This window comes from Desulforudis sp. DRI-14 (genome assembly GCF_052618305.1).
Genome location: NZ_JBQXEZ010000004.1, coordinates 57,271 through 83,269 on the forward strand (window position 1 = coordinate 57,271; position 25,999 = coordinate 83,269).

At 60.3% G+C, this 25,999-nt stretch carries 30 protein-coding genes; 22 read left to right on the forward strand and 8 right to left on the reverse strand.

Features of this window, described 5'->3' with window-relative positions:
- Window positions 1–80: 80 nt before the first annotated feature.
- The 12 genes from ACUM6F_RS04220 (at window position 81) to rimI (ending at window position 11,055) form a co-directional block, all read left to right on the forward strand.
- Window positions 81–434, forward strand: a complete 354-nt coding sequence (locus ACUM6F_RS04220) for a YmaF family protein (RefSeq protein WP_425621055.1) — start codon at window positions 81–83, stop codon at window positions 432–434.
- Between the two features lie 133 nt (window positions 435–567).
- Window positions 568–1,869 (forward strand): type I glutamate--ammonia ligase, encoded by a 1,302-nt coding sequence (gene glnA, locus ACUM6F_RS04225; protein WP_425622222.1) that lies wholly within the window; start codon window positions 568–570, stop codon window positions 1,867–1,869.
- 132 nt (window positions 1,870–2,001) lie between these two features.
- A complete protein-coding gene (locus ACUM6F_RS04230) occupies window positions 2,002–2,727 on the forward strand; it encodes a gamma-glutamyl-gamma-aminobutyrate hydrolase family protein (protein WP_425621056.1) in 726 nt (241 codons plus the stop codon).
- A gap of 6 nt (window positions 2,728–2,733) precedes the next feature.
- Entirely contained in the window at window positions 2,734–3,906 is a 1,173-nt protein-coding gene (locus ACUM6F_RS04235; RefSeq protein WP_445348476.1) for an amidohydrolase, read from the forward strand.
- A 207-nt stretch (window positions 3,907–4,113) separates the two neighbouring features.
- The gene (locus tag ACUM6F_RS04240) at window positions 4,114–5,163 is read left to right on the forward strand and encodes an S-layer homology domain-containing protein (RefSeq protein ID WP_425621057.1); all 1,050 of its coding nucleotides are present in this window, start codon (window positions 4,114–4,116) and stop codon (window positions 5,161–5,163) included.
- 182 nt (window positions 5,164–5,345) lie between these two features.
- Window positions 5,346–5,549, forward strand: coding sequence for a hypothetical protein (locus ACUM6F_RS04245; RefSeq protein ID WP_445348477.1), 204 nt, complete (start codon window positions 5,346–5,348; stop codon window positions 5,547–5,549).
- A 384-nt stretch (window positions 5,550–5,933) separates the two neighbouring features.
- Window positions 5,934–7,088 carry a thiamine phosphate synthase gene (locus tag ACUM6F_RS04250; RefSeq protein ID WP_445348478.1) on the forward strand — a complete coding sequence of 385 codons (1,155 nt, stop codon included), beginning with the start codon at window positions 5,934–5,936 and terminating at the stop codon, window positions 7,086–7,088.
- Window positions 7,006–8,307 carry a phosphomethylpyrimidine synthase ThiC gene (gene thiC / locus ACUM6F_RS04255; RefSeq protein ID WP_445348479.1) on the forward strand — a complete coding sequence of 434 codons (1,302 nt, stop codon included), beginning with the start codon at window positions 7,006–7,008 and terminating at the stop codon, window positions 8,305–8,307. The genes ACUM6F_RS04250 and thiC overlap by 83 nt, the downstream gene beginning before the upstream one ends.
- Before the next feature lie 112 nt (window positions 8,308–8,419).
- On the forward strand, window positions 8,420–9,436 hold the full coding sequence (gene thiL / locus ACUM6F_RS04260) for a thiamine-phosphate kinase (RefSeq protein WP_445348480.1): 1,017 nt from the start codon (window positions 8,420–8,422) through the stop codon (window positions 9,434–9,436).
- Entirely contained in the window at window positions 9,433–9,915 is a 483-nt protein-coding gene (tsaE, locus tag ACUM6F_RS04265) for a tRNA (adenosine(37)-N6)-threonylcarbamoyltransferase complex ATPase subunit type 1 TsaE (protein ID WP_445348481.1), read from the forward strand. Before thiL ends, tsaE begins: the two co-directional genes overlap by 4 nt.
- Entirely contained in the window at window positions 9,902–10,609 is a 708-nt protein-coding gene (gene tsaB / locus ACUM6F_RS04270; protein WP_445348482.1) for a tRNA (adenosine(37)-N6)-threonylcarbamoyltransferase complex dimerization subunit type 1 TsaB, read from the forward strand. Before tsaE ends, tsaB begins: the two co-directional genes overlap by 14 nt.
- Window positions 10,600–11,055: a ribosomal protein S18-alanine N-acetyltransferase gene (gene rimI, locus ACUM6F_RS04275; RefSeq protein ID WP_425621063.1), complete on the forward strand. Its 456-nt coding sequence runs from the start codon at window positions 10,600–10,602 to the stop codon at window positions 11,053–11,055. The genes tsaB and rimI overlap by 10 nt, the downstream gene beginning before the upstream one ends.
- 50 nt (window positions 11,056–11,105) lie before the next feature.
- On the opposite strand, the gene ACUM6F_RS04280 is transcribed toward rimI, so the two are convergent.
- On the reverse strand, window positions 11,106–12,428 hold the full coding sequence (locus ACUM6F_RS04280) for a radical SAM protein (RefSeq protein ID WP_445348483.1): 1,323 nt from the start codon (window positions 12,426–12,428) through the stop codon (window positions 11,106–11,108).
- 473 nt (window positions 12,429–12,901) lie between these two features.
- Here ACUM6F_RS04280 and ACUM6F_RS04285 point away from each other — a divergent pair, with 473 nt between their 5' ends.
- Window positions 12,902–13,534 carry an N-acetylmuramoyl-L-alanine amidase gene (locus tag ACUM6F_RS04285; protein ID WP_445348484.1) on the forward strand — a complete coding sequence of 211 codons (633 nt, stop codon included), beginning with the start codon at window positions 12,902–12,904 and terminating at the stop codon, window positions 13,532–13,534.
- A gap of 287 nt (window positions 13,535–13,821) precedes the next feature.
- Here the strand turns inward: ACUM6F_RS04285 and ACUM6F_RS04290 are convergent, their stop codons facing one another.
- Complete coding sequence (locus tag ACUM6F_RS04290; RefSeq protein WP_426377697.1) at window positions 13,822–14,196, reverse strand: zinc-ribbon domain containing protein; 375 nt, start codon at window positions 14,194–14,196, stop codon at window positions 13,822–13,824.
- Window positions 14,197–14,385: 189 nt separating this feature from the next.
- Between ACUM6F_RS04290 and ACUM6F_RS04295 the strand changes: the two genes are divergently transcribed.
- Window positions 14,386–15,006, forward strand: a complete 621-nt coding sequence (locus ACUM6F_RS04295; RefSeq protein WP_445348485.1) for a hypothetical protein — start codon at window positions 14,386–14,388, stop codon at window positions 15,004–15,006.
- Between the two features lie 428 nt (window positions 15,007–15,434).
- On the opposite strand, the gene ACUM6F_RS04300 is transcribed toward ACUM6F_RS04295, so the two are convergent.
- Window positions 15,435–15,578, reverse strand: coding sequence for a hypothetical protein (locus tag ACUM6F_RS04300; RefSeq protein WP_425621068.1), 144 nt, complete (start codon window positions 15,576–15,578; stop codon window positions 15,435–15,437).
- 239 nt (window positions 15,579–15,817) lie between these two features.
- On the opposite strand from ACUM6F_RS04300, the gene tsaD reads away from it, so the two are divergent.
- The 7 genes from tsaD (at window position 15,818) to cysK (ending at window position 22,530) form a co-directional block, all read left to right on the forward strand.
- Complete coding sequence (gene tsaD, locus ACUM6F_RS04305; RefSeq protein ID WP_425621069.1) at window positions 15,818–16,837, forward strand: tRNA (adenosine(37)-N6)-threonylcarbamoyltransferase complex transferase subunit TsaD; 1,020 nt, start codon at window positions 15,818–15,820, stop codon at window positions 16,835–16,837.
- Window positions 16,838–16,840: 3 nt separating this feature from the next.
- Entirely contained in the window at window positions 16,841–18,241 is a 1,401-nt protein-coding gene (locus ACUM6F_RS04310; RefSeq protein WP_445348486.1) for a DUF512 domain-containing protein, read from the forward strand.
- Window positions 18,238–18,822 (forward strand): 5-formyltetrahydrofolate cyclo-ligase, encoded by a 585-nt coding sequence (locus ACUM6F_RS04315; RefSeq protein WP_425621071.1) that lies wholly within the window; start codon window positions 18,238–18,240, stop codon window positions 18,820–18,822. Before ACUM6F_RS04310 ends, ACUM6F_RS04315 begins: the two co-directional genes overlap by 4 nt.
- A gap of 17 nt (window positions 18,823–18,839) precedes the next feature.
- The gene (locus ACUM6F_RS04320; protein ID WP_425621072.1) at window positions 18,840–19,043 is read left to right on the forward strand and encodes a hypothetical protein; all 204 of its coding nucleotides are present in this window, start codon (window positions 18,840–18,842) and stop codon (window positions 19,041–19,043) included.
- 412 nt (window positions 19,044–19,455) lie between these two features.
- Window positions 19,456–19,740: a co-chaperone GroES gene (groES, locus tag ACUM6F_RS04325; RefSeq protein WP_425621073.1), complete on the forward strand. Its 285-nt coding sequence runs from the start codon at window positions 19,456–19,458 to the stop codon at window positions 19,738–19,740.
- Window positions 19,741–19,790: 50 nt separating this feature from the next.
- Window positions 19,791–21,413 (forward strand): chaperonin GroEL, encoded by a 1,623-nt coding sequence (gene groL / locus ACUM6F_RS04330; RefSeq protein WP_445348487.1) that lies wholly within the window; start codon window positions 19,791–19,793, stop codon window positions 21,411–21,413.
- 175 nt (window positions 21,414–21,588) lie between these two features.
- Window positions 21,589–22,530, forward strand: a complete 942-nt coding sequence (gene cysK, locus ACUM6F_RS04335) for a cysteine synthase A (RefSeq protein ID WP_445348539.1) — start codon at window positions 21,589–21,591, stop codon at window positions 22,528–22,530.
- On the opposite strand, the gene ACUM6F_RS04340 is transcribed toward cysK, so the two are convergent.
- From ACUM6F_RS04340 to ACUM6F_RS04360, 5 genes are all read right to left on the reverse strand, one after another.
- Window positions 22,502–22,903: a hypothetical protein gene (locus ACUM6F_RS04340; RefSeq protein ID WP_425620305.1), complete on the reverse strand. Its 402-nt coding sequence runs from the start codon at window positions 22,901–22,903 to the stop codon at window positions 22,502–22,504. The two genes, cysK and ACUM6F_RS04340, sit on opposite strands and share 29 nt — an antisense overlap.
- A 153-nt stretch (window positions 22,904–23,056) precedes the next feature.
- Window positions 23,057–23,359, reverse strand: coding sequence for a hypothetical protein (locus ACUM6F_RS04345; RefSeq protein ID WP_445348488.1), 303 nt, complete (start codon window positions 23,357–23,359; stop codon window positions 23,057–23,059).
- Window positions 23,360–23,515: 156 nt separating this feature from the next.
- Window positions 23,516–23,788, reverse strand: coding sequence for a hypothetical protein (locus ACUM6F_RS04350; protein WP_425621076.1), 273 nt, complete (start codon window positions 23,786–23,788; stop codon window positions 23,516–23,518).
- 441 nt (window positions 23,789–24,229) lie between these two features.
- Window positions 24,230–24,397, reverse strand: coding sequence for a hypothetical protein (locus ACUM6F_RS04355; RefSeq protein WP_425621077.1), 168 nt, complete (start codon window positions 24,395–24,397; stop codon window positions 24,230–24,232).
- Between the two features lie 116 nt (window positions 24,398–24,513).
- Entirely contained in the window at window positions 24,514–25,149 is a 636-nt protein-coding gene (locus tag ACUM6F_RS04360) for a TetR/AcrR family transcriptional regulator (RefSeq protein ID WP_425621078.1), read from the reverse strand.
- Between the two features lie 571 nt (window positions 25,150–25,720).
- Between ACUM6F_RS04360 and ACUM6F_RS04365 the strand changes: the two genes are divergently transcribed.
- Window positions 25,721–25,999: a late competence development ComFB family protein gene (locus ACUM6F_RS04365; RefSeq protein ID WP_425621079.1), complete on the forward strand. Its 279-nt coding sequence runs from the start codon at window positions 25,721–25,723 to the stop codon at window positions 25,997–25,999.

Genomic DNA, 25,999 nt, shown 5'->3' on the forward strand with positions numbered 1-25,999 from the left:
ACCTACAACCTAATTTGGTAGCACCTGCCGGGATTGTTCATATAGTGATAGCATGAGCCTAAAGCGACAGGGGGGCGTATATGTGCCAGGTGATCAATCAGCACAACCACGAGTTTTCTTGCACCCTTGGCGTTAAAGACTCTCATACCCACCGCATCAGCGGGATGACGGGCCCCGCGATAAAGGCCGGCGACGGGCACGTGCACGAGGTGCTCCTGAACTTCACCAGCTTTAATGGCTTCCACCTGCACTATCTGTCATTTCTAACGGGACTGTCCATTAAGATCTCGGAGTTTGAACACGTTCACCTGTGCCAGGGCGTAAGTTCGTCTGCAAATGGGCAGGATGGCGGTGCGCAGCACACGCACAGCTTCCGCTTTTATACCTCAGCGGGCCCGAACGCGCTGTCCCGCGAGCCGCTGCCCGGGGATTGAGCGGGTGCGGTTTCCTGATGTCAGCCTTTTCCGGCCGCGCCAGATGTGGTATATTACCTACGTAAAGCCTCCGGGCTAAAAACATCGAGGGGTGTGGCCGGTGCAGAAGTATTCTCCGGACGATGTCCGCAAGATGGCCAAGGAGTACGGGGTCAAGTTCGTCCGCCTCCAGTTTACGGATATTTTCGGCGTGATGAAGAACGTGGCGATCACCGTCGAGCAGCTGGACAAGGCCTTGAACAACGAGCTGATGTTCGACGGGTCTTCGATCGAGGGTTTCGTGCGCATCGAGGAATCGGACATGTACCTGCGGCCGGACCCAAACACGTTCGTCATTTTCCCGTGGCACAACCAGAACGGCAACACGGTGGCGCGGCTGATCTGCGACATCTACAACCCCGACGGGACCCCTTTCGAGGGCGACCCGCGTTACGTTCTGCGCCGGGCGATAAAGGATGCCGAGGCGCTGGGGTACACCATGTTTGTGGGGCCGGAGGCCGAGTTTTTCCTTTTCCACGTGGACCAGGACGGCCGCCCGACCACGCACACCCACGACCGGGCGGGTTACTTCGACCTGGCGCCGGTGGACCTCGGCGAAGAGGCCAGGCGCGACATGATCCTGACCCTGGAGCAGCTGGGCTTTGAAATCGAGGCCTCGCACCACGAAGTCGCCCCCGGGCAGCACGAGATCGACTTCAAATACGACGACGCGCTGGATATCGCCGACAAAATCCTGACCTTTAAATGGGTGGTCCGCACCGTCGCCCAGCGCCACGGGTTGCACGCTACTTTTATGCCGAAGCCTCTCTTCGGCACGGCCGGCTCGGGCATGCACCTCAACCAGTCCCTGGCGCGGGACGGGGAAAACGCCTTCTTCGATCCCTCTCACGAAACCCAGTTAAGCGATGTCTGCCGGTTTTACATCGGCGGGATTATGCAGCACGCGCGGGCCCTGACGGCCATCCTCAACCCGACGGTCAACTCGTACAAGCGGCTGGTCTCGGGCTACGAGGCCCCGGTCTACATCGCCTGGTCCTACCGGAACCGGAGCCCGCTGATCCGCATCCCGGCCAAGCGCGGCGCCTCGACGCGCATCGAGCTGCGCAGCCCTGACCCGTCCTGCAACCCCTACCTGGCCCTGGCGGTCTGCCTGCAAGCCGGTCTGGACGGCATCAGGAACCGGATCGCCCCCCCGCCGCCGTGTGACCAGAACATCTACCACATGCCCGCGGAGGAACGCCAGGCCTTGGGGATCGGAAACCTTCCGGAGGACCTGCGCGAGGCCCTCCAGGAGCTTGCCCGGGACGGCGTCCTGCGTTACGCCCTGGGCGAGCACGTATTCAACAGGTACCTCGAAGCGAAGATGATCGAGTGGGACAGGTACAGGGTGCAGGTCCACCCGTGGGAGCTGGAGGAGTACCTGACCAAGTTCTAATTCAGTAGTCAGCAGTTAGTAGTCGGTAGTCGGAATAGAAATGAGTAGCCAATGTTAAGCACACCCGGGACCCCGGGTGTGTATCTATTTTTAAGGAATGTTTTTGTAGGGTCTGAAACTGTAAGGAGGCTGGTGGCTTTGCCCGTTATCGGCATCACTTGCGCGCAGGACAGCGCTCTGGGGAGGGTGTTCCTGGCCGATTATTACTACCGGGCGATCGAGAGTGCGGGCGGAAGTCCCGTGCTGTTGCCCCCGGTCAGGGATGCGGAGGCGGTCCGTACTATCCTGGAACGGGTTGACGGGCTGCTCCTCTCGGGCGGCGGCGACGTCGACCCGCTCTTCTTCGGCGAGGAGCCCCTGCCCGGGACGGGTGAGATTACGCCCGAGCGCGACCGGATGGAGATCACCGCCGCGCAGATGGCCCTGGCGGCGGGCTTGCCCGTTTTGGGGATCTGCCGGGGCCTCCAGGTCCTTAACATCGCCGCGGGGGGAAACATCTACCAGGATATCCGGGGAGCCGTCGCGAATATTAAGCACAACCAGGAAGCCCCGCGGTGGTATGCTACGCATGGCGTTAAAATCTTGCCCAAATCGCTGCTTGCGGACATCACCGGACGAACGAGCCTGAGGGTCAACAGTTTTCACCACCAGGCCGTGCGCGATGTCGCTCCCGGTTTCAGGGCCGTAGCCTGGGCGGCTGACGGAATCATTGAGGCTATCGAATACCACGGGCCGGATGCGCGTTTTGCGCTGGGGGTTCAGTGGCACCCCGAGGTGATGTGGGAACGGGAAACAGCGCATTACCGCCTGTTCGCGCGGTTTGTTGCGGCAGCTTATAAAAGATCAAGGAAAGAGTGATGCGATGTGGAATCTCCGTTTACAGCCGTGATCAATGCCCGGATCCTGACGATGGCGGGAGAAGAAATCCGGCAAGGGACGCTGCTGATTGAAGGCAGCCGGATCAAGGCGGTGGGGAAGGATGTGCCCGTCCCTGAAGGTACTGCGGTGATCGACGGCCGGGGCAAGGTGGTCATGCCCGGGCTGATCGACGCCCACTGCCACGTGGGTGTACAAGAGGAAGTCTTTCGTGAAGAGGGCGACGATGTCAACGAGGCCAGCGACCCGGTTACGGCGCACCTGCGCGCGATCGACGCCGTCAACCCGCAGGACCTCGGTTTCGCCGACGCCCTTTCCGGCGGCGTTACGACGATCTGCACGGGTCCGGGGAGCGCCAACGTTGTCGGTGGGGAAATGGTTGTTTTGAAGACGGCCGGCCGGATCGTCGACGAGATGATCGTCAAGTTCCCCGCCGGGCTTAAAGCGGCCTTCGGCGAGAACCCCAAGCGCGTTTACGGCCGGGAGAAAAAATCACCGATGACCCGGATGGCCAGCGCGGCCATCTTAAGGACGGCTCTGGCGCAGGCCCGGGATTATCTCCGCAAGCTTGAGCGGGCGCAGGCCGGGAAGGCCGACCCGCCGGACAGAGATTTGAAACTGGAGGCCCTGGGCCGCGTGCTGCGGCGGGAGATTCCCCTGCGGCTGCACGCCCACAGGGCCGACGACATCGCCACGGCCGTGCGCATCGCCAGGGAATTCGAGGTCGACCTGGTCATCGAGCATGCCACCGAGGGGTACAAGGTGGCCGAACTGCTGGCCCGCGAGGCCGTGCCCGTGGTCCTAGGCCCGATCATCACCCAGCGCGCCAAGCCCGAAATGCAGGGCCTGACCATCGAGAACGCCCGGCGGGTGGCCGAAGCCGGGGTGACCTTCGCCGTCATGACCGACCACCCGGTGGTGCCGATCCAGTACCTCGGTCTCTCCGCGTTGCTGACCGTGCGCGGGGGCCTTCCCGAGGAAAGGGCCCTGGCGGCCGTAACGCGCGACGCCGCCCGCATCCTGGGGGTCGACGGCCGGATGGGGACCCTTGAACCCGGCAAGGACGCCGATTTTATTATCCTGTCGGGAGATCCTTTCGACATCCGCTCAAGGGTCGAGTTTACTTTCGTGGAAGGGAAGCTTGCATTTCGGGTTTGCTAGCCGCCTTTCGTGCTTTCCAGGACTTTGGACAAAGCATCTTTGTGAATTCCGATATACCCGTGCGGAAATAAGATACCTGGCCCAAGGCCGTGGGGTCCTACGCGAAATTTGGGAATTTCGTCCTACGGTAATCAGACCCTCTTGCCCACCAAACGATGCTGACCAAGTGCGAAAATAAAGACAAAACTTGCAGGGGAGGAGTGAACTATGTTGAAGCGGCTGTTGGCACTGGTAACGATGGTCTTCTTTATCGCCGGGATGAATGCGGGAGTGGCTTACGCCAAGCCCGGCAAGGGGCAGGACAAGCCTGAAAAGCCCAAGGCGGCTGAAGAAAGGTTCAAACTGGAGGTCAAGGACGGGAAAATCGAAATCAAGGATGGCGAAGTGGTATTCGAAATCAGGGACGGCAAGATCGAGTACAAGTCGGCGAACGGCAAGCTGGAGCTCGGCCGGAACGGCCTTGAGATGAAAGGCGACGTCCTTGCGGAGCTGCGGGCCAAGCTGGCGGCCTACGACGCTATCATCAAGGCCGGTATTGAACTGGGCGGGTTTTCCGACACCCGATACCACTGGGCTAAGGAAAGTATCGAAAAGCTGGCCGCTCTCGGCGTAGTAAACGGTTACGAGGACGGCAGGTTCCGGCCGGAGAGCCCGGTCACCCAGGCCGAGGCCGTCTCGCTGGTGATGTCCATTGCGGTGGACGACGGCAACGCCGTGGATGAAGACGAGGATGAGACGGATGAAAGTGCCGGCGAAGACGAAGCGGCTGAGGAAGACGAGGACGTGGACGAGGAAGATCTGGAAGGCGTCCCGGCCTGGGCGAAAGGGCAGGTTAAGAAGGCGGCGATGAAAGGCGTCATCAACCTGAACCGCTTCCACTCTCACGTTCAGGCCAGCCGCGCCCAGGTCGCCGTAGCGGTGGCCAAGGCTTTGAACCTGGACATCAGCGGGATCGACGTCTCGAACGTGCCTTTCAAGGACGGCCTCCTGATCAGCCCCGAAGACCTGCCCTACCTGATCGCGATGTACAACGCGGGGTACATCAAAGGGGCCCCGAACGGCAACTTCAATCCCAACAGCCGCATCACGCGCGCGGAACTGGCGGCCATCCTTTCGCGGATCATCGACGACCGGGCCGGTGAGAACGGCGGGGATGACACGGATCAGAATGCCGGGGACGATGCGGAGCAGGATCCCGGCGACGGCAATGATGAGAGCAGCGAGGAGGACGCCGGCGGCGATACCGGCGGAGAGTGAAGCCGAAGAATAGCCAGCCTGCGAAAAACGAAGCTGGGCCTCCGTAGGGAGGCCCTTTTACATGCCAGGCATCCGGCAAGGCCATTTTAGAACCTTTCTACAATATGTTATAGTAATGGAAACGGTATAGTCTTTGCAAGAGCCCTCGCTTATATCGTTAATTCTGGTAAGGAGGGTGAGCTATGACCGTCAACTATAAAGAGATGATCGACCGCAACATCGCCGACATGATTGCCCGCCATTCCGCTCCGAAGAATGAAATAACTCAGGCAGTATCGAGTTCCGCCAAAGCCGAGCCGACACCACAACCCGAACCGCAGCCGCAGCCCCAACCCGGGTCCCAGTCCTTCCTGGGACGGCTGTGGAAGCGCCTGTTCGGCGGTTAGGCCGGCCGACGCTTTACCGCACTTATACTTTTCTTTAAACGGCCCCCCCCGGGGCCGCTTTTGTTTGAGGGTCTTGGTTTGCAGCCCCAACGTTCTGCGGTACAATGACTAATTAAAGTAAATTGTGGTACACTAGTTGAAACATGCCTTGCGGGCAGAATCCTTGCGGATTCTGCAGTAGCCAGTAGTCAGTAGTTGGTTGTTGGACTCCCCGGCACTTAACTTAAAGATCATTACATTTACAGCTAACCGTTAGTCTTTGAGAAACAGATATTAGACCCACCTGTAACTGAACTCCCTTTAGTTAGTGCCGGGACGTACGGGAATTGCTGTTTTAATAACCTTCGGGTCTGATTGCCGAGTGCTGAGTACCGGGCTTGGGGAGTGGTCAGCGTGTTTGAGTGGGCCAGGATCGCCGACGTCAACTTCAACCGCGCCCGTGAGGGCCTCCGCGTGGCCGAGGAGACGGCGAGGTTTGTTTTTAACGACCGGGAACTGACCCTCCGGGTCAAGGATCTCCGCCACCGGCTTTCCGAATTGGAGGCAAGGTTTCCCGGCGGGCGGCGGTCCCTCCTCCTTGCCCGCGACGCCGCCGGGGACTGCACGGCCAGCGAGGTCGAGGAACGGCCCCGCCGCGACCTGGCCGGGCCCAACTGGAAGAGGGTCCAGGAGGCCGTCAGGGTCCTCGAGGAACTGGCCCGAACATTTGATGGGGAACTGGCCCACGCGCTGAAGGAGATACGCTTCAAAGCCTATACCCTTGAAAAGGAATTCGCGGCCGAGGCCCGCAGGGCCGCTCTTTCAAGGCCTGGGCTGTACGTCATTGGCGGAAGGGCGGATACGGGGGGGCGCTCCCTGCTCGAGGCCGTCCGCGAGGCCGTCCGGGGAGGCGCGCACATCTACCAGCTGCGCGAGAAGGAGGCGCCGGCCGGCGAGATCCTTCCCCTCGCGCGCGAGTTGCGGAAACTCACCGCGGAGATGGGTTTATTGTTTATCGTCAACGACCGCCTCGACATCGCCCTGGCCTGCGGGGCCGACGGGGTCCACCTGGGGCAGGACGACCTTCCTCTTGCGGACGCCCGGCAGGTGGCGGGACCCGGTTTCATCATCGGCGTTTCCACCCATAGCCTGGAGCAGGCCCTGGCGGCTGAAGAGGGCGGAGCCGACTACATAGGTGTTGGTCCGGTCTACCCCACGGCCACCAAGCCGGAGTACCGGGCGGTGGGACTGGACCTCGTGCGAACCGTGGCGCGTCGCGTAAGTATTCCTTTCGTAGCCATCGGAGGCATCGACGCCGCCAGCGCCCGTGCGGTCGTCCGGTCCGGCGCCCGGCAGCTGGCCGTCGTCCGCGCCTGTTTCGGGGCGGCCGATATCGCTGCGGCAACCGGCAAACTCTGCGCCATTATCGAAGAAGAATTTCTGAATGTTGCAAGGACTGAAGGGAGGCAGAACAGGCATGACCCAGATGCTCCAGGCCCGTCAAGGCAGGATCACCCCCGAGATGGAAAAGGTGGCGGCCGACGAGCGGGTCGACGTTGAAAGCATACGCCTCGGGGTGGCCGACGGCAGCGTCGTGATCCCCGCCAACAAAAACCACCGCGGACTGAAAGCGCGGGGTATAGGCGCGGGCCTGAGGACCAAGGTGAACGCCAATATCGGGACCTCAACCGGTTTTAGGTCCCTTGCCGACGAACTGGCCAAGCTGGAGGCCGTGCTGGAGGCGGGCGCCGACGCGGTGATGGACCTCAGCACGGGCGGCGACCTGAGCGAGATTCGCAAGGAGATCATCGCCCGCTGCCCGGTGCCGGTGGGTACTGTGCCCATCTACCAGGCAGCCGTAGAGGCCAAGGCGCGCCACGGCAGCATCGTGGCCATGACGCCCGACGAGCTTTTTGACGTCATCAAGGCACACGCTGCGGACGGGGTGGACTTTATGACGGTCCACTGCGGGGTGACGCTGGAGGCGATAACGAGGTTGCGCAGGCAGGGGCGTATCGCCGACATCGTTAGTCGCGGGGGTTCGATGCTCACCGGATGGATGCTCCATCACGGGCGCGAAAACCCTTTGTACGAGCAATTCGACCGTCTCCTGGACATATGCCTGGCCTACGACGTGACCTTGAGCCTGGGGGACGGGCTGCGCCCGGGGTGCCTGGATGACGCCACCGACCGCGCGCAGATCCAGGAGTTGCTGGTTCTGGGCGAACTGGTCGACCGCTGCTGGGAACGCGGGGTCCAGGTGATGGTCGAGGGTCCAGGGCACGTGCCCTTGGACCAGGTCGCCATGAACATTAAGCTGCAGAAGGTCCTCTGCAAGGGCGCCCCGTTCTACGTGCTCGGGCCCCTGGTCACCGACGTGACCCCGGGTTACGACCACATCACCTCCGCGATCGGGGGCGCCGTCGCCGCGGCGGCCGGGGCTGATTTTCTCTGTTACGTGACCCCCGCCGAACACCTGGGCCTGCCCACGCTCGAGGACGTGCGTGAAGGGGTCGTCGCCGCACGCATCGCGGGACACGCTGCGGACATCGTCAAAAACGTCCCGGGTGCCCGGGACTGGGACCGTGCCATGTCGCGGGCGCGGAAGTCCTTTGACTGGGAGCGCCAGATCGAACTGGCGATCGACCCGCAAAAGGCCAGGCGCTACCGGGGACAGCGCAACCCGGAGCCCGCCCAGGAGGAATGCACGATGTGCGGGGAGTTCTGCGCCATGAAGCTGGTCGCGGATTACTTGAACAAAAAACCGGAGAAGTGCTGATTAAGCGCTGGGCACTGGGCGCTCAATGCCCAATGCAGGAGCTTATGGGTGCGGGTAGGGTTCAATGCGGTGTTCGCCATTAAGCATTCGGGGTTCAGATGAGGTAGCGCTTATGCGTTTGGGTGAGATCGGGGAGTCCGGCCTGATCGCCCGCTGGGCGGGCCGGGTAACCGCCGGACCGGGCGTGATTAAAGGCATCGGTGACGACGCGGCAGTTTTGCGCCTCGGAGGCAGGACCCTGCTCGTGACGACCGACATGCTGGTCGAAGGAGTGCACTTCGATACCGCTTACGCCGGCTGGCGGGACCTCGGCCATAAAGCCTTGGCGGTCAACGTGAGCGACATCGCCGCCATGGGCGGGTGCCCGCTGTGGGCGGTCATCGCCCTCGGCCTGCCTCCCTCAACAGAAGTGGAGGGCATCGACGAGTTTTATGCCGGATTATTGGAGTCCGCCGGCCGCTGGGGGGTAAGCCTGGCTGGGGGCGATACCGTGCGCAGCCCCCAAGCCGTTGTGATCAACCTGACGGTAATCGGCGAGGCGGCCCCGGAAGGCGTGCTGTACCGGTCGGGCGCCCGCCCGGGGGACCGTATCGGGGTGACCGGGCCGCTGGGTGCTTCCGGCGCAGGTCTCCATCTCCTGCAGCACCCGGTTAGCAACCTGCCGCCCGCTATCGCGGACACGCTCAGGAAGGCCCACCTGCGCCCCGAACCCAGGCTGGCCGCGGGAGCCATCCTCGCCGGCTCCGGCTGCGTTACGGCCGCGGCCGACTTAAGCGACGGGCTGGCCGCCGACCTCGGCCACATCTGCGACGCCAGCGGCGTAGGGTGTGTCGTCAAGGCCGCCGCCCTGCCCGTGGCGCCCGCGGCGGCGGAGCTGGCCCGGGTTACGGGGATGGACCCCATGGAATGGGTGTTGTACGGCGGCGAGGATTACGAGCTGCTCTTCACGGCCTCCCCGGAGACCGGCGGGGAATTGGAGGGGCTGATGACGGAAGCCGGCCTTTCGTGCTGCTGGATAGGGAAGATCACCGCCGACGGCCGCCGGCTGCTGCAGACGCCCGACGGGCTGCGGGAGTTGCGGCCCGGGGGTTACAGCCATTTTCCGGCGGATGGAAGGGACATGGAATGACCGACTTTTTTGAGGTTACGACCGCGGGACCCGAAGAGACGCGGTCGCTGGGGGAACGCCTCGGCAGCCTGCTGGCGGCGGGCGACGTCTTGGCCGTCCAGGGCGGGCTGGGAGCGGGCAAGACGACCTTTGCCCAGGGCATAGGCAAAGGGCTGCAGGTCAGGGGATCAGTCACCAGCCCCACCTTTACCATCATTAACGAGTATAGCGGCCGCCTGCCGCTGTACCACTTTGACACTTACCGCCTCGAAGACGCCGATGAAATGAACTTTCTGGGCTATGAAGAATACTTTGAAGGTGACGGCGTTACGCTCATCGAATGGGCCGATAGGGTAGCCGAAACGCTACCCGGGGAGCGCCTCGACATAACTGTCGAGCGTACGGGGGAAAACAGCCGGCTCTTCCGGTTCATGCCCCGCGGCCAACGTTACGAGCAACTGGTGGAGGAGTTGAAAAGGGTTGTATGTGTTGGGGATTGAAACCTCCGGGCCCGTCTGTAGCGTGGGGCTCGTTGAAGGATCGCGCATTTTGGGGGAAAGGTCGCTGACCGGGGCCAGGATTCACTCCGTCAAGCTCCTGCCCCTGATTTCCGGGCTCCTGGAGGACCTGTGCCTTTTTCCGAGCGACCTCGCTGGGATCGCCGTCTCGGCGGGGCCGGGTTCCTTTACCGGGCTCCGTATCGGGCTGGCCGTGGCCAAGACGCTGGCCCAGGCCCTGGACGTCCCTGTCGCCGGCGTCGGCTCCCTCGACGTCCTGGCGTTCCCTTTGGTACAGCACTGCCGCGACGCCGTCTGCGCGATGGTTCCCGCCCGCAAGAAGGAGGTCTATGCGGCTGTCTACGCGGGCAAGCCCAGTCCCGGCCTCGGTCCCGTTAACGTCGACGTTAACGGCCTCAGCAAGCTGCTGGCGGCTACCCTGGGGCCGGTGGTATGCGTCGGCGAAGCCGCCCCCCTGTACGTACGGGAGCTTGCCGCTCAGGGGCTGGCCGTAACGACGGCACCTCTTTTTTTCCACCAGCCCCGCGGGATAACGGTCGCGCTGATGGGTCAGGAACGATTGGGCAGGGGAGATAAAGATGACCCGTTGACACTGGCGGCCCGATACCTGCGCAAATCCCAGGCCGAGTTGACGTGGCAGGGGGGCCGCAAGGGAGAGGACAGCAGATGCGGGTGACTTTCGAACCCATGCGGGTCGAGCACCTCGACGCCATTGAGGAATTAGAAAAAAAGTCCTTCCCCACCCCCTGGCCGAGGCAGACCTTTGAATTCGAGATCCTTTACAACGATCTGGCTGAATACGTCGTGGCCGTGCACGAGGGCAAAGTCATCGGTTACGGCGGCGCCTGGATGGTCCTCGACGAGGCCCACGTCACGAACGTGGCCGTACACCCCGACTACCGGGGGATGAAGATCGGGAAAGCGTTGATGCTCGAATTAATGCGCCGCGCCGTGGCCCGCGGGGCCAGGTGCATGACCCTCGAGGTGCGCCCTTCCAATACCGTGGCCCGACAGCTTTACGCCCGCCTGGGGTTCGTTGAGGCAGGCGTCCGCAAGGGCTACTACCAGGACAACGACGAAGATGCGATTATCATGTGGAAACAAGGACTTACCACCCCCTGAGGACGTTGAAAAGCATCGCCCTTCTGACTTCCCACATCAACCTCTTAACGTTAGGTCTCGGTGTTCAGGGTGCGCGCCCGCTCCGCCCACTGCTCGGCATAGTCCAAAAGCGCTTCGGCCGTTTCGACCGCGTCCGTGGCGTGTACCTGGGTCGGGTAGGCCCCCGATTCACGGACGATCTCGGCCAGGGCCAGCGGGTTGTCGATCAGCGGGCAGGGCTGCAGCATGTTGTTGTTGAAGGGCTGCCGTTTCTGGTAGGCCCGGAAGATAGGCGAACGCAGGGCGTCCGCCAGCGACATGTTCTTGATGTTTCCGCTGGCATAGTGGATAAAGGCGCAGGGTTCGATTTCCCCGGCCGCGTTGATGTGGAAGTAGCGGCGCCCGCCGGCGATGCAGCCCTGGGTGAGCTCCCCGTCGTTCCAGAAATCGAACACGGCGACCGGTTTGGTCTCGCGCCACTCCTGCACCTTGCGGTACATCAGCTCGCGCTGCGCCGGCGCCGCCATTAGGGTCCTATCCACGTCCTTCCCGACGGGCACGTAGGTGAAAAGCCAGCCGAACAGGCATCCCTTCTCCACCATCAGGTCGATGAAGGTGTCCGACGCCAGCTCTTCGGTGTTGCGGCGGGTGTAGGTGGCTGAAAAACCGAAGATCAGCCCGGCCGCCCGCATCAGGTCCATGCTTTCCATCACCCGATCGAAAACACCCTGCCCCCGCCGGGAGTCCGTAGCCTCCCGGAAACCTTCCACGCTGAAGGCGAGGGTGAAGTTGCCGGCCTCGGCGAGTTCGCGGACCAGGTCCGCATCCACCAGGGTGCCGTTGGTGTATGCGTGGAAAACCATGTCGTTGTACTTGCGGGCGAGGGTCAGCAGGTCTTTCCGGCGTAAAAGCGGCTCGCCCCCCGAGTAGACGATAAAGTAAATCCCCAGGTCACGGGCCTCGGCCAGAATGCGGTCCAGGGTCGCCAGGTCCAGCTCGTCCCGCTGGTTGTAGTCCCCGGCCCAGCACCCCAGGCAGTGCAGGTTGCACCGTGCCGTCGGGTCGATCAGAATGGTGTAGGGGACATTGAAACCTTCCCGTTCCGAGACCTCCCGCTGCCGCGGGATGCCGTGAAACCAGGAATTGATAAAGAAGTTGCGCACCAGGCAGTCCCTGCTTTTCGGCTGCACCTCGCGCAGCACGCGGCAGGCGAGTCGGTACCAGTTACTTTCCGGGTCGGAAAGCTTTTCCCGGGCCAGGCGGATTTGCTGCTTGTGCTTATCCTTAAGGGCCAGGCGTTCCGCCCAGTCCAGCAGTGACCCCAGGTTATGTTCCGGATTACGGGCCAGGTAGTTGAGACCTTGTTGAATGACTTTTTCCCCGATTCTCAACACTTGCCATCCCCCCTTCAGTCAAGCAGTAATTTGGAACGGCTGACGCCGGCAGCGTGTCCTGGGTGACCGCCTCTGCCTTTGTTGCGACATCGGCGCCAAAAACAAATACTCGCAACCATCCGGCTTTTAGCGGATAACTGCGGGTATTGACGGTTCTTGGCGCATACCTGGAACTGAAATCGCGGGAAAGTTAGCTGTTGGGATAGCTAAAACCCGGATTCGGCGCAAAGTTTTTTTTTCATTCTAATATTCGTCGGGCGCTTGCAGCAAGCCGCTATTCCAACCGCAATTCAACCGGCAGGGCTTCCCTTGCCGCATTCACGCCAAGGATCTTATCCGGTCGCCGCAGATTGGGGTTCGAGCCCTGCGTAGTAGTTTATAAAGAAACGGACTGGACCGTCCAATAATATCCATGCATAGGATGGAAGAAAAACAACCGGTGCAACATGAATTTTGGAGGAGGCGAACAAGATATGACTCAGCCGCCCGTCGAGGAGTTTAAAGGCACTTTTAAAGGTCCGCTCGAGCCCATGTCCCTGCAGGCGGTGGAGTATATCATTATCCACCACGCCGCGTCGGATGATCCCCGGCTTGACGTTATGACCGTCCACGGCTGGCACCAGGAAAGGGGTTGGGCCGGGGTCGGTTATCATTTCTTCATCAAGCAGGACGGCATTATCCAGGCCGGCAGGCCGCTTGCCACGCGGGGAGCACATACGCTTGGCTATAACGACCGCTCCTGGGGGGTGTGCTTCGCAGGGCATTTTGAGCGCAGACCGCCGACCCTGGCGCAGATGCAGTCTCTCGACCTGTTGTTGCCCTACCTGAAGGACTTAAAGCCCAACCTGACGGTCGGAGGGCACGGTGAATTCCAGGCCACGCTCTGCCCGGGAAAGCTCTTCCCGCTGGAGCAGGTCAAGAAAAAGTACAACGCTCCGCCCCCGCCTCTGCCGCCGCGTCTCGTCCTGAACGGCCAGCCCACCAGTGTACCGGTGGTTTTGATCGAGGGGCGAGGTTACATGGAGATCAGGTCCTTCGCCGAGGCCGTTAAAGCCAGGCGCCTTCACTGGGATGAGGCGACGCGGACGATCTACCTCGACCTCTGATTATTAAGTGCTTGTGTCCTTCCTCGGCATTCCTTCACACTCCGGCACTCAACTGAATAAGCAATACCAGCCCGGATCCGAGCTAGTATAAAAAGAAAAGTATCCGACGCATTGGGGCTGACGCTGTGTCAATTGAGTGCCGGGTTCCCCGGCTCACTGCGTATTTTTGATTCACTCCCCAACGTTCGCTGCGGCAAAAGCCTCGGCGCGTACCTGGATAACCAGCCTTAAAAGAAAAGGCCAGTGTTTTTCTTCACACTGGCCTGGAAGTCGCGTTCAGTACCGAATTAGTAATTTGATCTTGAACGGTTTGCCTGGAAGCATTCCATGCAGTAGACAGGCTTGCTGCCGGTCGGTTCAAACGGCACCTGGGTTTCGGCACCACAGCGGGCGCATACAGCGGGGTACATCTGACGGGGTCCGTTACCCATTCCGCCGGACATTCTCCGGCTGTTCCGACGGGCTGCACGGCACTGCGGGCATCTCGCGGGCATGTTCTCAAACCCTTTTTCCGCGTAGAATTCCTGTTCACCTGCGGTAAACACGAACTCCGCTCCACAGTCCCTACACTGCAGTGTCTTGTCTTCGAACACCAAACTATCTCTCCTTGAAAACATTAGTCTCTCCAAAGTCACACCACGGGCCACACCAGTCACCAGCATTTCCCCACCGAGAGAGATAGCCCCGGGCAAGCCTGGATGTTGGAACCTTAGAGGCAGAACTAGTATACTCCAAACGGCAAAAAAAAGCAATATTTTTTGATTAATAATCAAATGCACCCTCTTTTTTATTAACTTCTTTTCTTGGGTTTCTTTGCCGGGTTAAAATAGGGAAAAGGAGGGACAAGCGGCATGGAGATAAGCAATCAGGAAGCCCTGTTCTTGTCGTTTTGTTTCAAGGCCTTGGAAGAGTTGGCCCGTGAACATCCCGAGGCGGACGTCTCGGAAATCGATATCCCCGTCAAGAAAATACGGAAACAGGGTTTCAAAGAAGACCAATTACAGAGGGTTGCCCTGGCGCTGGAGACCAAGGGCTTGATTGTCCCGGAGTACAACTATCACGACGAGCTGAAGCGGGTGCGGCTTTTGCCCGGGGCCGGGCAGGCCCTCGACGAGCACGGCGGCCTGCGGGCCGTTGCGGCGGAGGGGGAAGCCCCGGGAGGGGCACAGGATGCGGCCGGGTATATTTCGGCCCTCTACGCCAGCATCCGCACCCTCAAGAAAGGCGGCCACGGGGATGTTGCCGCCGAGTTTCGCCTCCTGCTGGATGAACTGCTGGCAGCCAACGTTTCTTTAAGCCGGTTTCTGCTGGAACACCTCGACGCTCTTGTTGCTGAGGCCGGTGCGCCGAAAGGCCACCGCAGATTGACGGTCATCAACACGCTGGTTGAAAAGCTGAACAAGGTCGTACCGCCCGTGCCGGATGTTCTGGCCAAGTGGGCTAGCATCAGGTCCTTCTTGCTAAACTCGTGAACTTTGTTCCCGGTCGTAAGTATACTTGGGTATTGGGCAGTGTTTGGCGTTAAGCATTAAGCATTAAGCATTAAGCGTTAAGAAGGGCTATTGAGGACAAGGGGATTTGGCAAAGCCAAATCCCCTTTAACGATCCGAAGGCTTAACGCCTATAGCCTAGTGCTATTAACGGTGGCGGGTGGGTCGAACAGCTTCGTTTGCGTGGCGTGACCCTCCACGTAATCCGGGTTGAGGTCAGCGGGATTTTCCGGATTCGCCGGGCGCTTCTTGTTCTTTTTGTTCTGGGACGGCATGCCGTTATCTTCGCCTTACCTTTCTGCGTTGTTTACTTTCGCACTTTTCCAGCCTCTGATACCTACAGACCAACGCGATTGGTTACTTTTCAGGCCACTGAAAAACCCGGGGCTTTAAGCTTTTCAACAGTCCCATTACTTCCGGACTTTGTCCAGGACGGTAGCCCTGGTGCCCGCGACATCCTGGATCACGTCCGTCCCTATTTCGGCGCCCATAAGATCGGGCTTGGCCTCGATGTCGTACGTTTTCTTGCTCTTTTTCCGTTTTTCGGCTGTCATGCTATCCCTCCTTTCGCATCCTGTTGCGGTTAGCTTTCCCCGTTGCCGGCCAAACTTTCGGGAAACCGGAGAACGAGAAGAAATGGAGAAGTTTTGGAAAAAAGCTCCCGATCTGCTAGAATACTAGCATTAGGCATTCAGCGTTCAGCATTCGGATAGGATTCATCTAAAGCCGGTGTTGCTGCCGGTGAATCCGAGTGCCGAATGCCGAGTGTTGACAGCCAACCGGAGGTTGTTAGATGGGCGTGGTTATCCTGGGGATCGAAACCTCGTGTGACGAGACGTCGGCGGCCGTGCTTATCGACGGGACGGTCGTCGCTTCGAACATCATCTCCTCGCAGGTCGACCTGCACGCCAGGTTCGGCGGGGTGGTCCCGGAGGTCGCCTCCCGCAGGCACCTGGAGACCATCAACGCCATCATCGCCGAGGCCCTCGCGGGGGCCGGCGTCGGCTTTAACGATCTTGACGCCGTGGCGGTAACCAACGGGCCGGGCCTGGCCGGTTCCCTCCTCGTGGGGCTGATGGCGGCCAAGACCCTGGCCTTTGCCCTGAACATCCCGCTGATCGGGGTCAACCACATGGAGGGCCACGTCTACGCCAATTTTCTCGTCGATCCCCGGCTGCCGTTTCCCTTCCTCTGCCTGGTCGTCTCGGGCGGGCACACCGACCTCCTCCTGGTCGAGCGCCACGGCTCTTACCATCTGCTGGGAAGGACCAGGGACGATGCCGCCGGAGAAGCATTTGACAAGGTGGCCCGGGTGCTGGGGCTCGGTTATCCCGGCGGTCCGGCCGTCGAGAGGCTGGCGCGCCTGGGGAACCCGGAGGCCGTCGTCCTGCCCCGCGCCTACCTGGAGGAAGGGACTTACGATTTCAGCTTCAGCGGTCTAAAGACGGCGGTTATCACCTTTCTCGAAAAAACACGCCGGGAGGGGAAGGAAGTCGTGACCGCCGATGTGGCGGCCGGCTTTCAAAAGGCTGTCACCGACGTGCTGGTCGACAAGGTGATGGCCGCCGCCGAAGCGTACCAGCCGCGGCGGATCACGCTGGCCGGGGGAGTGGCGGCCAACGGCGCGCTCCGGGAAGCCCTGGAGGAAAGAGCCGCGCGGGCCGGTTTTCAAGTGACGGTCCCTCCGCCCGTGCTCTGTACCGATAACGCGGCGATGGTGGCGGCCGTAGGGTATTATAAGTACCTGGCGGGGGAGTTCGCCCCGCTTACGTTGAACGCCGACGCCGGGCTCGGGCTCGGCTCCTGCCGGTAAACTATGGAAGAGTTGCGCGGCGACCGGAACGGGTACGTCCGGGCGTTGATCATGCGGACGGTGCAGGAGAGCAACATCCTGCCCCTGACTTCGTCCTGCAACCTCGCATGTCTTTTTTGCAGCCACCGGCAGAACCCGCCCGGGCTGGAAGTGTTCAGGGTGCCGTCCTTAAGCCCCGAGGAAATAGAGGAGCTGTTCGCGTGGCTGGACCCTTCCCGCCCGGTGGTGATCGGGGAGTCGGCGACGCGCATCATCGAGGGCGAGCCGTTGGTTCACCCGCACTGGGTAAGGGTGTTCAGGTCTCTCCGCCGGGCCTTTCCCGCCACCCCCGTCCAAGTCACCACCAACGGGACGAGGCTGGACCGGGAGGCCGTCGACGTGCTCGCCGGGCTTCGGCCTCTGACGGTCTGCCTGTCGTTGAACAGTGCCGATCCCCGTATAAGGGAGATCCTCCTGGGCGACCGCGAGCCGTTCCGGGCCGTGCGGGCGGTGGAGCTTCTGGCCGGGGCGGGCATCCCCTTTCACGGGAGCATCGTGGCCATGCCCCACGTCACGGGATGGGACGACCTCGAACGGACCATCGGTTACCTGGCCTCGCACGGGGCCCAGACGGTCAGGGTGTTCCTGCCGGGCCACACGCGTTACGCCGCCGGGGAGGGCAGGATTCCCGAGGACCTCTGGACAAGGGTTTCGAGTTTTCTGGAAGATATCAGAGATAAGATTTCGGTCCCGCTCCTCGTCGAGCCCGCACAGGTCAGGGACCTGGTCCCCCGTGCCACCGGGGTCATCCCCTCTTCGCCGGCCGCGCAGGCCGGGCTGCGAAGCGGGGATGTCGTCCGCCGGGTCGCAGGCGACCGGATTTTATCAAGGGCCGACGCCTACTGGCGGCTCTGGCGTGCGGCCGACCCCCTTGTCGAGGTCGAGAGGGACCATGAAACTTTCCGCGTGCAGTTGCGCAAGGGAACGAGGCGTTCCGCGGGGCTTGTCTTTGAACATGACGTCGACCCCCGGGACCTTAAGCTTATAATGAGCGCCGCCCGGCGCATTTGCGATCACACTTCCCAACTGGCGGGCCAAGTTTTTCAACAGTCCCCGGGGAGAGTCCTGGTCTTGACCGGAACCCTGGCCGCGCCGCTGCTGGAAATGGCCTGCCGGGCGGCGGGGATGGATGGGATGGAGGTGCAGGCGGTCGAAAACCGTTTCTTCGGCGGTACGATCGGCTGTGCGGGGCTGTTGGTGGTCGAAGACCTGGCTGAGGCCCTCCGCCGGAGGATCGCGTCGGGATGCCGGCCTGACCTCGTTCTGTTGCCCGCCGGGGCTTTCGATTACCGGGGAAGGGACCTGCGCGGCTGGAGCGTCCAAAACCTGGCCGACGAGTTCGGCGTAGAGGTGCGTACACTTTGAGCAACGACAAAGAAGCGCTTCGCCGGGAGTTTCTGTCGCGGCGGGAGGCGATGGGGGCCAGGGAAGCGATGGTCAAGAGCGCCGTCATTTGCCGCCGGGTGGCGGCCCTGCCGGCCTTTGCCAGGGCACGAAGCCTCATGGCCTACGTCGCTGTGCGTAACGAAGTCAACTCCGGAGCTTTGATCAGGCTTGCCCTGGATGGAGGGAAGAGAGTGGCCCTGCCCGCAACCGTTCCGGAAAAGAAACTGATGGTCCCGCGGCAGGTGCTGGAATACCCGGGTGCTTTAAAGACCGGCGCCTACGGGATACCGGAACCGGACCCCGGTTCAGCCGTTTTGCCGCCGGAAGAGCTGGAGTGCCTCATCGTCCCCGGGGTGGCTTTTGACCGGGAGGGTTACCGCCTCGGTTTCGGGCAGGGGTACTACGACCGGTTCATGACCCGCCTGGCGCGCGGGGCCGTTACGATAGGGCTGGGCTACGAGTGGCAGGTGTGCGGGAGTGTGTACCCGAGTTCCCACGACTGGCCCCTGGACTACGTGGTTACCGAGGAAAAGGTAAGGCGGTTCGCGCCGCAACGCTGAAGAGGGAGGGGATCAACGTGAAAAAGAACAAGGAGTACAAGTACGAGGAGCCGGCGCAGGATGTCCTCGACGCGGTAAAGAAGGCGGCCGTCGAAGGCCGACTCGACTGCCCGCGGGCGTGGGCTATCGCCAGGCAGCTGAACGTACCGGTGCCGGTCGTCGGGCGCGCAGCCGACCTGCTCGGCATCAAGATCAAGAACTGTGCCCTGGGGTGCTTCTAGTAGGGTGTAAGGTGTAGGGCCTGGGAACCGGGATTCGGCGAAGCCGAAGCCCTTCAACTATCTTAACGCCTGTTCAACGCCCAACGCTCAACGTCCAACGCCCAGCGTCCAATATCCAATGCCCAATGCTCATAAATTCCCTCATGGTATAGAACTTTCCATTGGCGGCAAAAATACTAAACGAGCTCCGGTCCGCCTTGCCCGCAAGTCTGCGCATTTAGAATTTGGAGGGTGAGGGCAAAAGGTAGTAATATTTGTTGTCAGTTGTTATACAAAACATTTTAACCTAAATTTTGAGGATTTGCGTTTATTGGACTGCCTTCTTTATCATAATAACTGGTGTAACTGTTAGCACTCGACTTAAGTGAGTGCTAATAAGCAATACATCCACATCTCTAAGGAGGGGTAATCAGTGATCAGACCGTTAGGAGATCGCGTAGTGGTCAAGCCTCTGCCGATGGAAGAGCGTACCAAGGGCGGCATCGTCCTGCCCGACACCGCGAAGGAGAAGCCTCAGAAGGGCGAAGTCGTGGCGGTTGGCAGCGGCAAGCTGCTGGAAAACGGGCAGCGCGTGGCCATCGACCTCAAGGTCGGCGATAAGGTGCTCTACTCCAAGTACGCCGGCAACGAAGTAAAGATTGACGACGTCGAATACCTGATCCTACGCGAGAGCGACGTGCTCGGCGTTCTAGAGTAAGGCTGCGTTATTGTTATCCGGATTATCGATTATCAAGGAGGTAAGACATAGTGGCTGCTAAAGAGATCATTTATCGTGAAGAAGCCCGTGCGGCTATGGAGAGAGGCGTTAACGCCCTCGCCGACGCCGTAAAAGTCACCCTCGGCCCCAAAGGCCGTAACGTGGTGCTGGAGAAGAAGTTTGGGTCTCCCATGATTGTAAACGACGGCGTGACCATCGCGCGCGAGATCGAGCTGGCGGACCCGTTTGAAAACATGGGCGCGCAGCTTGTCAAGGAAGTCGCGACCAAGACCAACGACATCGCCGGTGACGGTACCACCACTGCCGCCGTTCTCGCCCAGGCCATCGTCAAGGCTGGCCTGAAGAACGTGGCCGCCGGCGCTAACCCGATCATCGTCAAGCGCGGCATCGAGCGTGCCGTCGAGGCTGCCGTCGGGGCGATCAAGGAACTTGCCAAGCCGGTGGAGAGCAAGGAAGCCATCACCCAGGTGGCCTCAATTTCGGCCAACGACAAGACCATCGGCGAACTGATCGCCGACGCTATGGAGAAAGTCGGCAAGGACGGCGTCATCACCGTTGAAGAATCCCAGGGCATCGGCACCTCTCTCGAAGTCGTCGAGGGGATGAATTTCGACCGCGGCTACATCTCTCCGTACATGATCACCGACCCGGACAAGATGGAAGCCACCTTGAGCGAACCGTACATCCTGATCACCGATAAGAAGGTTTCGGCCATCGCTGATATCCTGCCCATTCTGGAGAAGGTCCTGCAGGCGGGCAAGCCTTTGCTCGTTATCGCCGAGGACGTCGAGGGCGAAGCCCTGGCCACCCTGGTGGTCAATAAGCTGCGCGGCACCCTACAGGTTGCCGCTGTTAAGGCTCCCGGCTTTGGTGACCGACGCAAGGCCATGCTCGAGGACATCGCCATCCTCACCGGCGGCCAGGTTATTTCCGAAGAGCTCGGCCTCAAGCTGGACAAGGCGACCATCGACCAACTGGGCCGCGCCCGCCAGGTCCGCGTCAAGAAGGACGAAACGATCATCGTCGGCGGGCAGGGCAACCCGGACAACATCACCAAGCGCATCGCCCAGATTAAGAAGCAGATCGACGAGACCACCTCGGACTTCGACCGCGAGAAGCTGCAGGAGCGCCTTGCCAAGCTGGCCGGCGGCGTAGCCGTCATTAACGTCGGCGCGGCGACCGAGACCGAGATGAAGGAGAAGAAGCTCCGCATCGAGGACGCCCTCAACGCGACCCGCGCGGCCGTCGAAGAAGGTATCGTTCCGGGCGGCGGCACGACCCTGATCAACGTGATCCCGGCCGTGGCCGAGCTGACTTCCAACAACATCGACGAGAAGACCGGCTTCGACATCATCAAGCGGGCACTCGAAGAGCCGCTCCGCCAGATCGCGAACAACGCCGGCATGGAAGGCTCCATCGTCGTCGAGAAGGTCAAGGAGAGCCCGAAGGGCGTCGGCTTCAACGCGCTGAGCGGCGAGTACGTCGATATGATCGGCGCCGGCATCGTTGACCCGGCCAAGGTCACCCGCACCGCCTTGCAGAACGCCGCCAGCATCGCGGCCATGATCCTGACCACGGAGTGCCTTGTAGCGGAGAAGCCCGAGAAGAACAAGAATCCGATGCCTCCGGGCGGCGGCATGGACATGATGTAAATAGCTTAGTCAAGAAAGCCCTTGCAGTAAGTGCAAGGGCTTTCTTGACTTGCATTGAGCGCTGGGCACTGAGCACTTAGATAAACGGTGATATTAGGCTTTGGCCGAATACTATCCATAAGTCTCAACGCTCAACGCTCAATGCTCAATGCCAGAATAATTAAGGGTGATCGACGTGCGTATCTACGAATCGCTTACCGACCTGATAGGCAAAACCCCGCTGGTCTGGCTGCGGCGCCTGGCTGAAGGCCTGCCCGGCACGGTGGCGGTTAAGCTTGAATTCTTCAACCCCGGGGGCAGCGTTAAGGACAGGCCGGCTCTGGCGATGCTCGACGATGCGGAGCAAAGGGGCCTGATCGACAGGGAAACGGTCATCGTCGAGCCCACAAGCGGTAACACCGGTATCGGCCTAGCCTGGCTATGTGCCGTGAGGGGCTACCGGCTGATCCTAACCATGCCGGCGGGCATGAGCCTGGAGAGGCGCAAGCTATTGGCCGCCTACGGAGCGGAAATCGTCCTGACCCCGGCGGAAGAAGGGATGCGTGGGGCGGTCCTCCGCGCCGAGGAACTGGCGCGGAGCTTTAAGAAGACTTTCATTCCCGGACAGTTTAAGAACCCTGCCAATCCGGCGTCTCACACCGGCACCACGGCCCGGGAAATATGGAACGACACGGATGGAAAAGTGGATATCTTCGTGGCGGGGGTGGGAACGGGCGGGACCATTACAGGCTCGGCCAGGTTTCTAAAGGCTCAAAAGGCGGGGCTCAAGGTGGTGGCCGTGGAGCCGGCCGAATCGGCGGTCCTCTCGGGCAGGCCTGCGGGGTCCCACAAGATACAGGGTATCGGGGCTGGTTTTATTCCCGAAGTCCTGGACGCAGAGCTGATTGACGAGATCATCCCGGTCACCGGCGATGACGCTATCAGCATGGCCCGCCGCATGGCCAGGGAAGAAGGGCTGCTCGCCGGCATTTCCTCGGGCGCGGCCTGCTGGGCCGCCCTGCAGCTGGCGGCGCGCCCGGACAATGCGGGCAAGCTGATTGTCGCCGTCCTTCCCGACGGCGGGGAGCGTTACCTTTCCACCGAGCTCTTTACTCCGGATCCGCGTCCGCAGCCTTGAGAGGCTTCCAGGCGGCAATAATGTCGCCGCGCCTGGTGATACGCAGTTTAGTTCCCGGTTGGACCAATCCTCCGCGCACCGCGTTCAGCAGGGAACTATCGGTTACCGAGTTGATGTCCCCGGTGGCCTGCATTAAACGCACCTGGTTCCGGCCGGTCGTTCCCACCAGCGTCACCTCTTCTTCTTCCAGGGGCGTCCCCAAGATTTTGAGCAGAATAAAGATTCCGGGAAGAATGACGAGGACAAAGATGAAACCGACGATGAAAAAAATCCGCGGCAGGTTGGAATTGAGTCCCCACATCGCGATGGCGATGCCGAGAACCACCGGTATGAAAAAAGTTAACGCCCAATGCATGCGGCCGAAAAGACCCATAAAAACCACCCCACCTTACCTTCTAGTTTTACCACTGGTGGGGAAAATCCTTCCCTATACGCCTAAAGGCGAACAACACTGAGCACCACTGAGCGCTGGGTTGTGATCAACTGTGCCCAGCGTCCAGTGCCCAATGCTCCCAAAGCCCAGTGCTCAATGCCTGATGCACCGCCGGTGGGACGAGGCGGAGAGGGTGCTGTTCCGGGTTTCTTTCCGGCGTTGGAACTGGTACTGGTAAAGGTGGCGTCTGATCTCCAAACACTCGTCGAACAGGCTGCTGATCTGCTCGGCCAACAGGGCGGTGAGTTCCGCCGGGCGGATAATAATGGTCCGTTTTTCCTTGCAGACCGAGATCAGCAGGGGCGCGCCCGGTTTGAGGTCGTACCTTTCCTTGGCCGCCGCAGGGAGCTGTTCCAGGATGCTCGGCGTTACCGTGAGAAGGTGAATAATCGACAACCTAATGCCTCCCCCGGATGGTGTTTTGTCTGTTGTTTAACGTTTGCAGCCGGAACGTATTCTAGTCCATGCGGCGGGTAGAAATTTGCAGCAGAAATTGCGGGAAGCTCCATGTTAAAAACACATCAAAGCCAGTTAAGACAGGTTATCGAACCTTCAGCCGTTGTCTCTATGCTCCTCTTCGTCGCCGTGGTCCGCAAAATACTCCTTCTCCAGCAGTTCGTGGAACTGTTCCGGAACAGGCACCGCCAGCTTGGAAGCGGGTTCGTCCGGGGGGTCGAGCTCGAACACGAGGTCGTAGCTGCCGTCGGGGTTTTTCCTGGGCCGCCAGTATTTCAGAATGGTGCCCTCCCGGTTGACGTGGCCGAAGACGGTATTATCGCACCACGCAAAGAAGCTTGCTTGCAGGTCGTTGAGGTACTCCGCCATGTTTTTAAACCTCCGGATTATAGTATTGAGCTTTGGGCTTTATAGAGGGGATTCGGCCGGGGCTGAATCCCTTCATTTCATCCCAACGCCCAGCGCCCAGTGCTATTTACAGTGCTCCACGCGCGAACGGAATCTTTTTTTAGGGTTGTCCCGTCAGTTGATTTAAATAGGGGCCGATTTTTAATGCCGGCCGTGCCGCTTAAAAAGAGGTCAGAGGTCGGCCTTTAGGAGAACCACTGGCGCATGAATGTCCAGACCAGCAGGGCGCCGGCCGCGACAACTACGGCGACCGCAACGCCGTTCAGTACGGCCACCCAGACAAATTGATTGGTCAGCACAGCGTTCCCACCTTCCCGTATCCCGTTTCACTGGTAATGCAGATTATGCGGATTCACCGCAAGGTGTGACGGGATTGATCAGGCGGGATGATTGCGCTTGTCGCTATTGGGCCGCAAACATCAATATGATTCCGGCGATGCCCAGGAGTACGCCGGCGAAGAGGTGGTTCCGCTGGGCCTTTCTGTTTCCCTGGCGTTTGGCGTTGGCCCAGTCCATCAACTGCAGCCCTGCGACCAGCCAGATGATTAAGCCGGCTATTAGCCCTTTCAAGCTATAAAATGCCTCCGTTTTCCTGTTGCTGCCCATTATACTCTTTGCCGGGATTAAGCGCAATCGGCTGTCTTTAACCAGTTCTTAACAGGCGGCGTTGTCCTTACGTTCGGATATTATGTACTGCTATTTTTCTGCAGGATGCCGTTAAACAGCAGCTCCAGGATATGGTCCAAACGCTGCTCAAGCATCCGGGGGCTGAACATGTCTTCGGTCCAAAGGAAACCCAGGATTTCCCGGCGCGAGAGGTAAGCTGAGCAGAGGCCGTTGATGCTGATCAGCAACTGGCGCATGTCGACGTCCCGGCGAAATATCCCCGCGGCAACCCCGTCTTTTAGTATCTTTTCAAGCTGATGCATGCCCAGGGCAAAGAAGTCGGGAAGAAAACGGCGTGCGTGACGTCCGCCCTGGAGGGATTCCCATTCCATCAGGCGTAGGAACTCCGGGTGTTCCACGAGGTACCAGAAATAGGCCGAGATTGCCGATTTTGCCCGGTCGAGAATGTCCACCGACTTGGCGGCGAGCAACGTTCCCGCCCGCTCCCAGGCGTCTTTGAAACACTGGCGCAGGACCTCGATGTAAAGGTCTTCCTTGCCGCCGAAGTAGTGGTAGAGCATGCGTTTGTTGATATCGGCACGCCTGGCTATCTCGTCGACGCGCGCGGCCTCGAAACCGACTTCCGCGAAGACTTCCCGGGCGGCATTGAGGATGCGCTGCCGGCTGGCCACAGGGTCTCGCTGCCTGGCGGGCAAAAAAATCCCCCCTGGTAACTAGTTAGTTACTTAACTATAATAGGGTGGGCGGTGAAGCATGTCAACACCCTAAAAACAGGGGACCTGGCAATTACAGGTCCCCTTTACGGTTAGTGTCCAAGCTTCGGTTGGGATATAGACCGGGCTGCTTACTGCATAAACAGCCGGGCGGTTTGCGCGGCGCATTTCCGGCAGACTGGTTTGTGGTGGTATTCTATCTCGGCCCTGCCGCCGCACAAAACGCAAACGGAACGGGGTGGAGGAAAGAGCAGGACTTTAGGGCTGGAATTCTTGTGTTCCGGCTGTTTGAGCCGGCGGGATTCGGTGGGGGGGAGCAGAACGACGTTTGAGGTGCAGGCGATGAATTTCATGATGACTCAACCTCCAGTTCTACTACCACAAATCTTAAAATCGTACCCTCAAACCTGTCCAGGGGATGAAAAAGGGCCTTTTTGTCGAGGAAACATTTCCTTATCTCGTTGACAGCTTACGGTTTTTGGATTAGCATCGGATTACTAAGGAATAGCGCCTGAAATTGGCAGCGAGAAATGAGCTTCGCGGAGGTGTGGCTGTGTTAGTCAATATGGCCGAGATTGCGGTCAGCCAGATGCTGAACAGCATCATCGAGAACTACAAGCGTATACGGCCGGAACTGTGCACCTGCGAAAGATGCCGGGAGGACATTATGGCCATCGCCCTCAACAGGATTCCGCCCAAGTACGTTTCCACCCCCAAGGGCAGGACCATCACCTCGGTCGCTTATGAAAACTTCGGAGGCCGCGCCCAGGTTACCGCACAGGTTGTCTACGCTATCGAGACAGTGATAGAGTCCCCCCGCCACAATGAATAA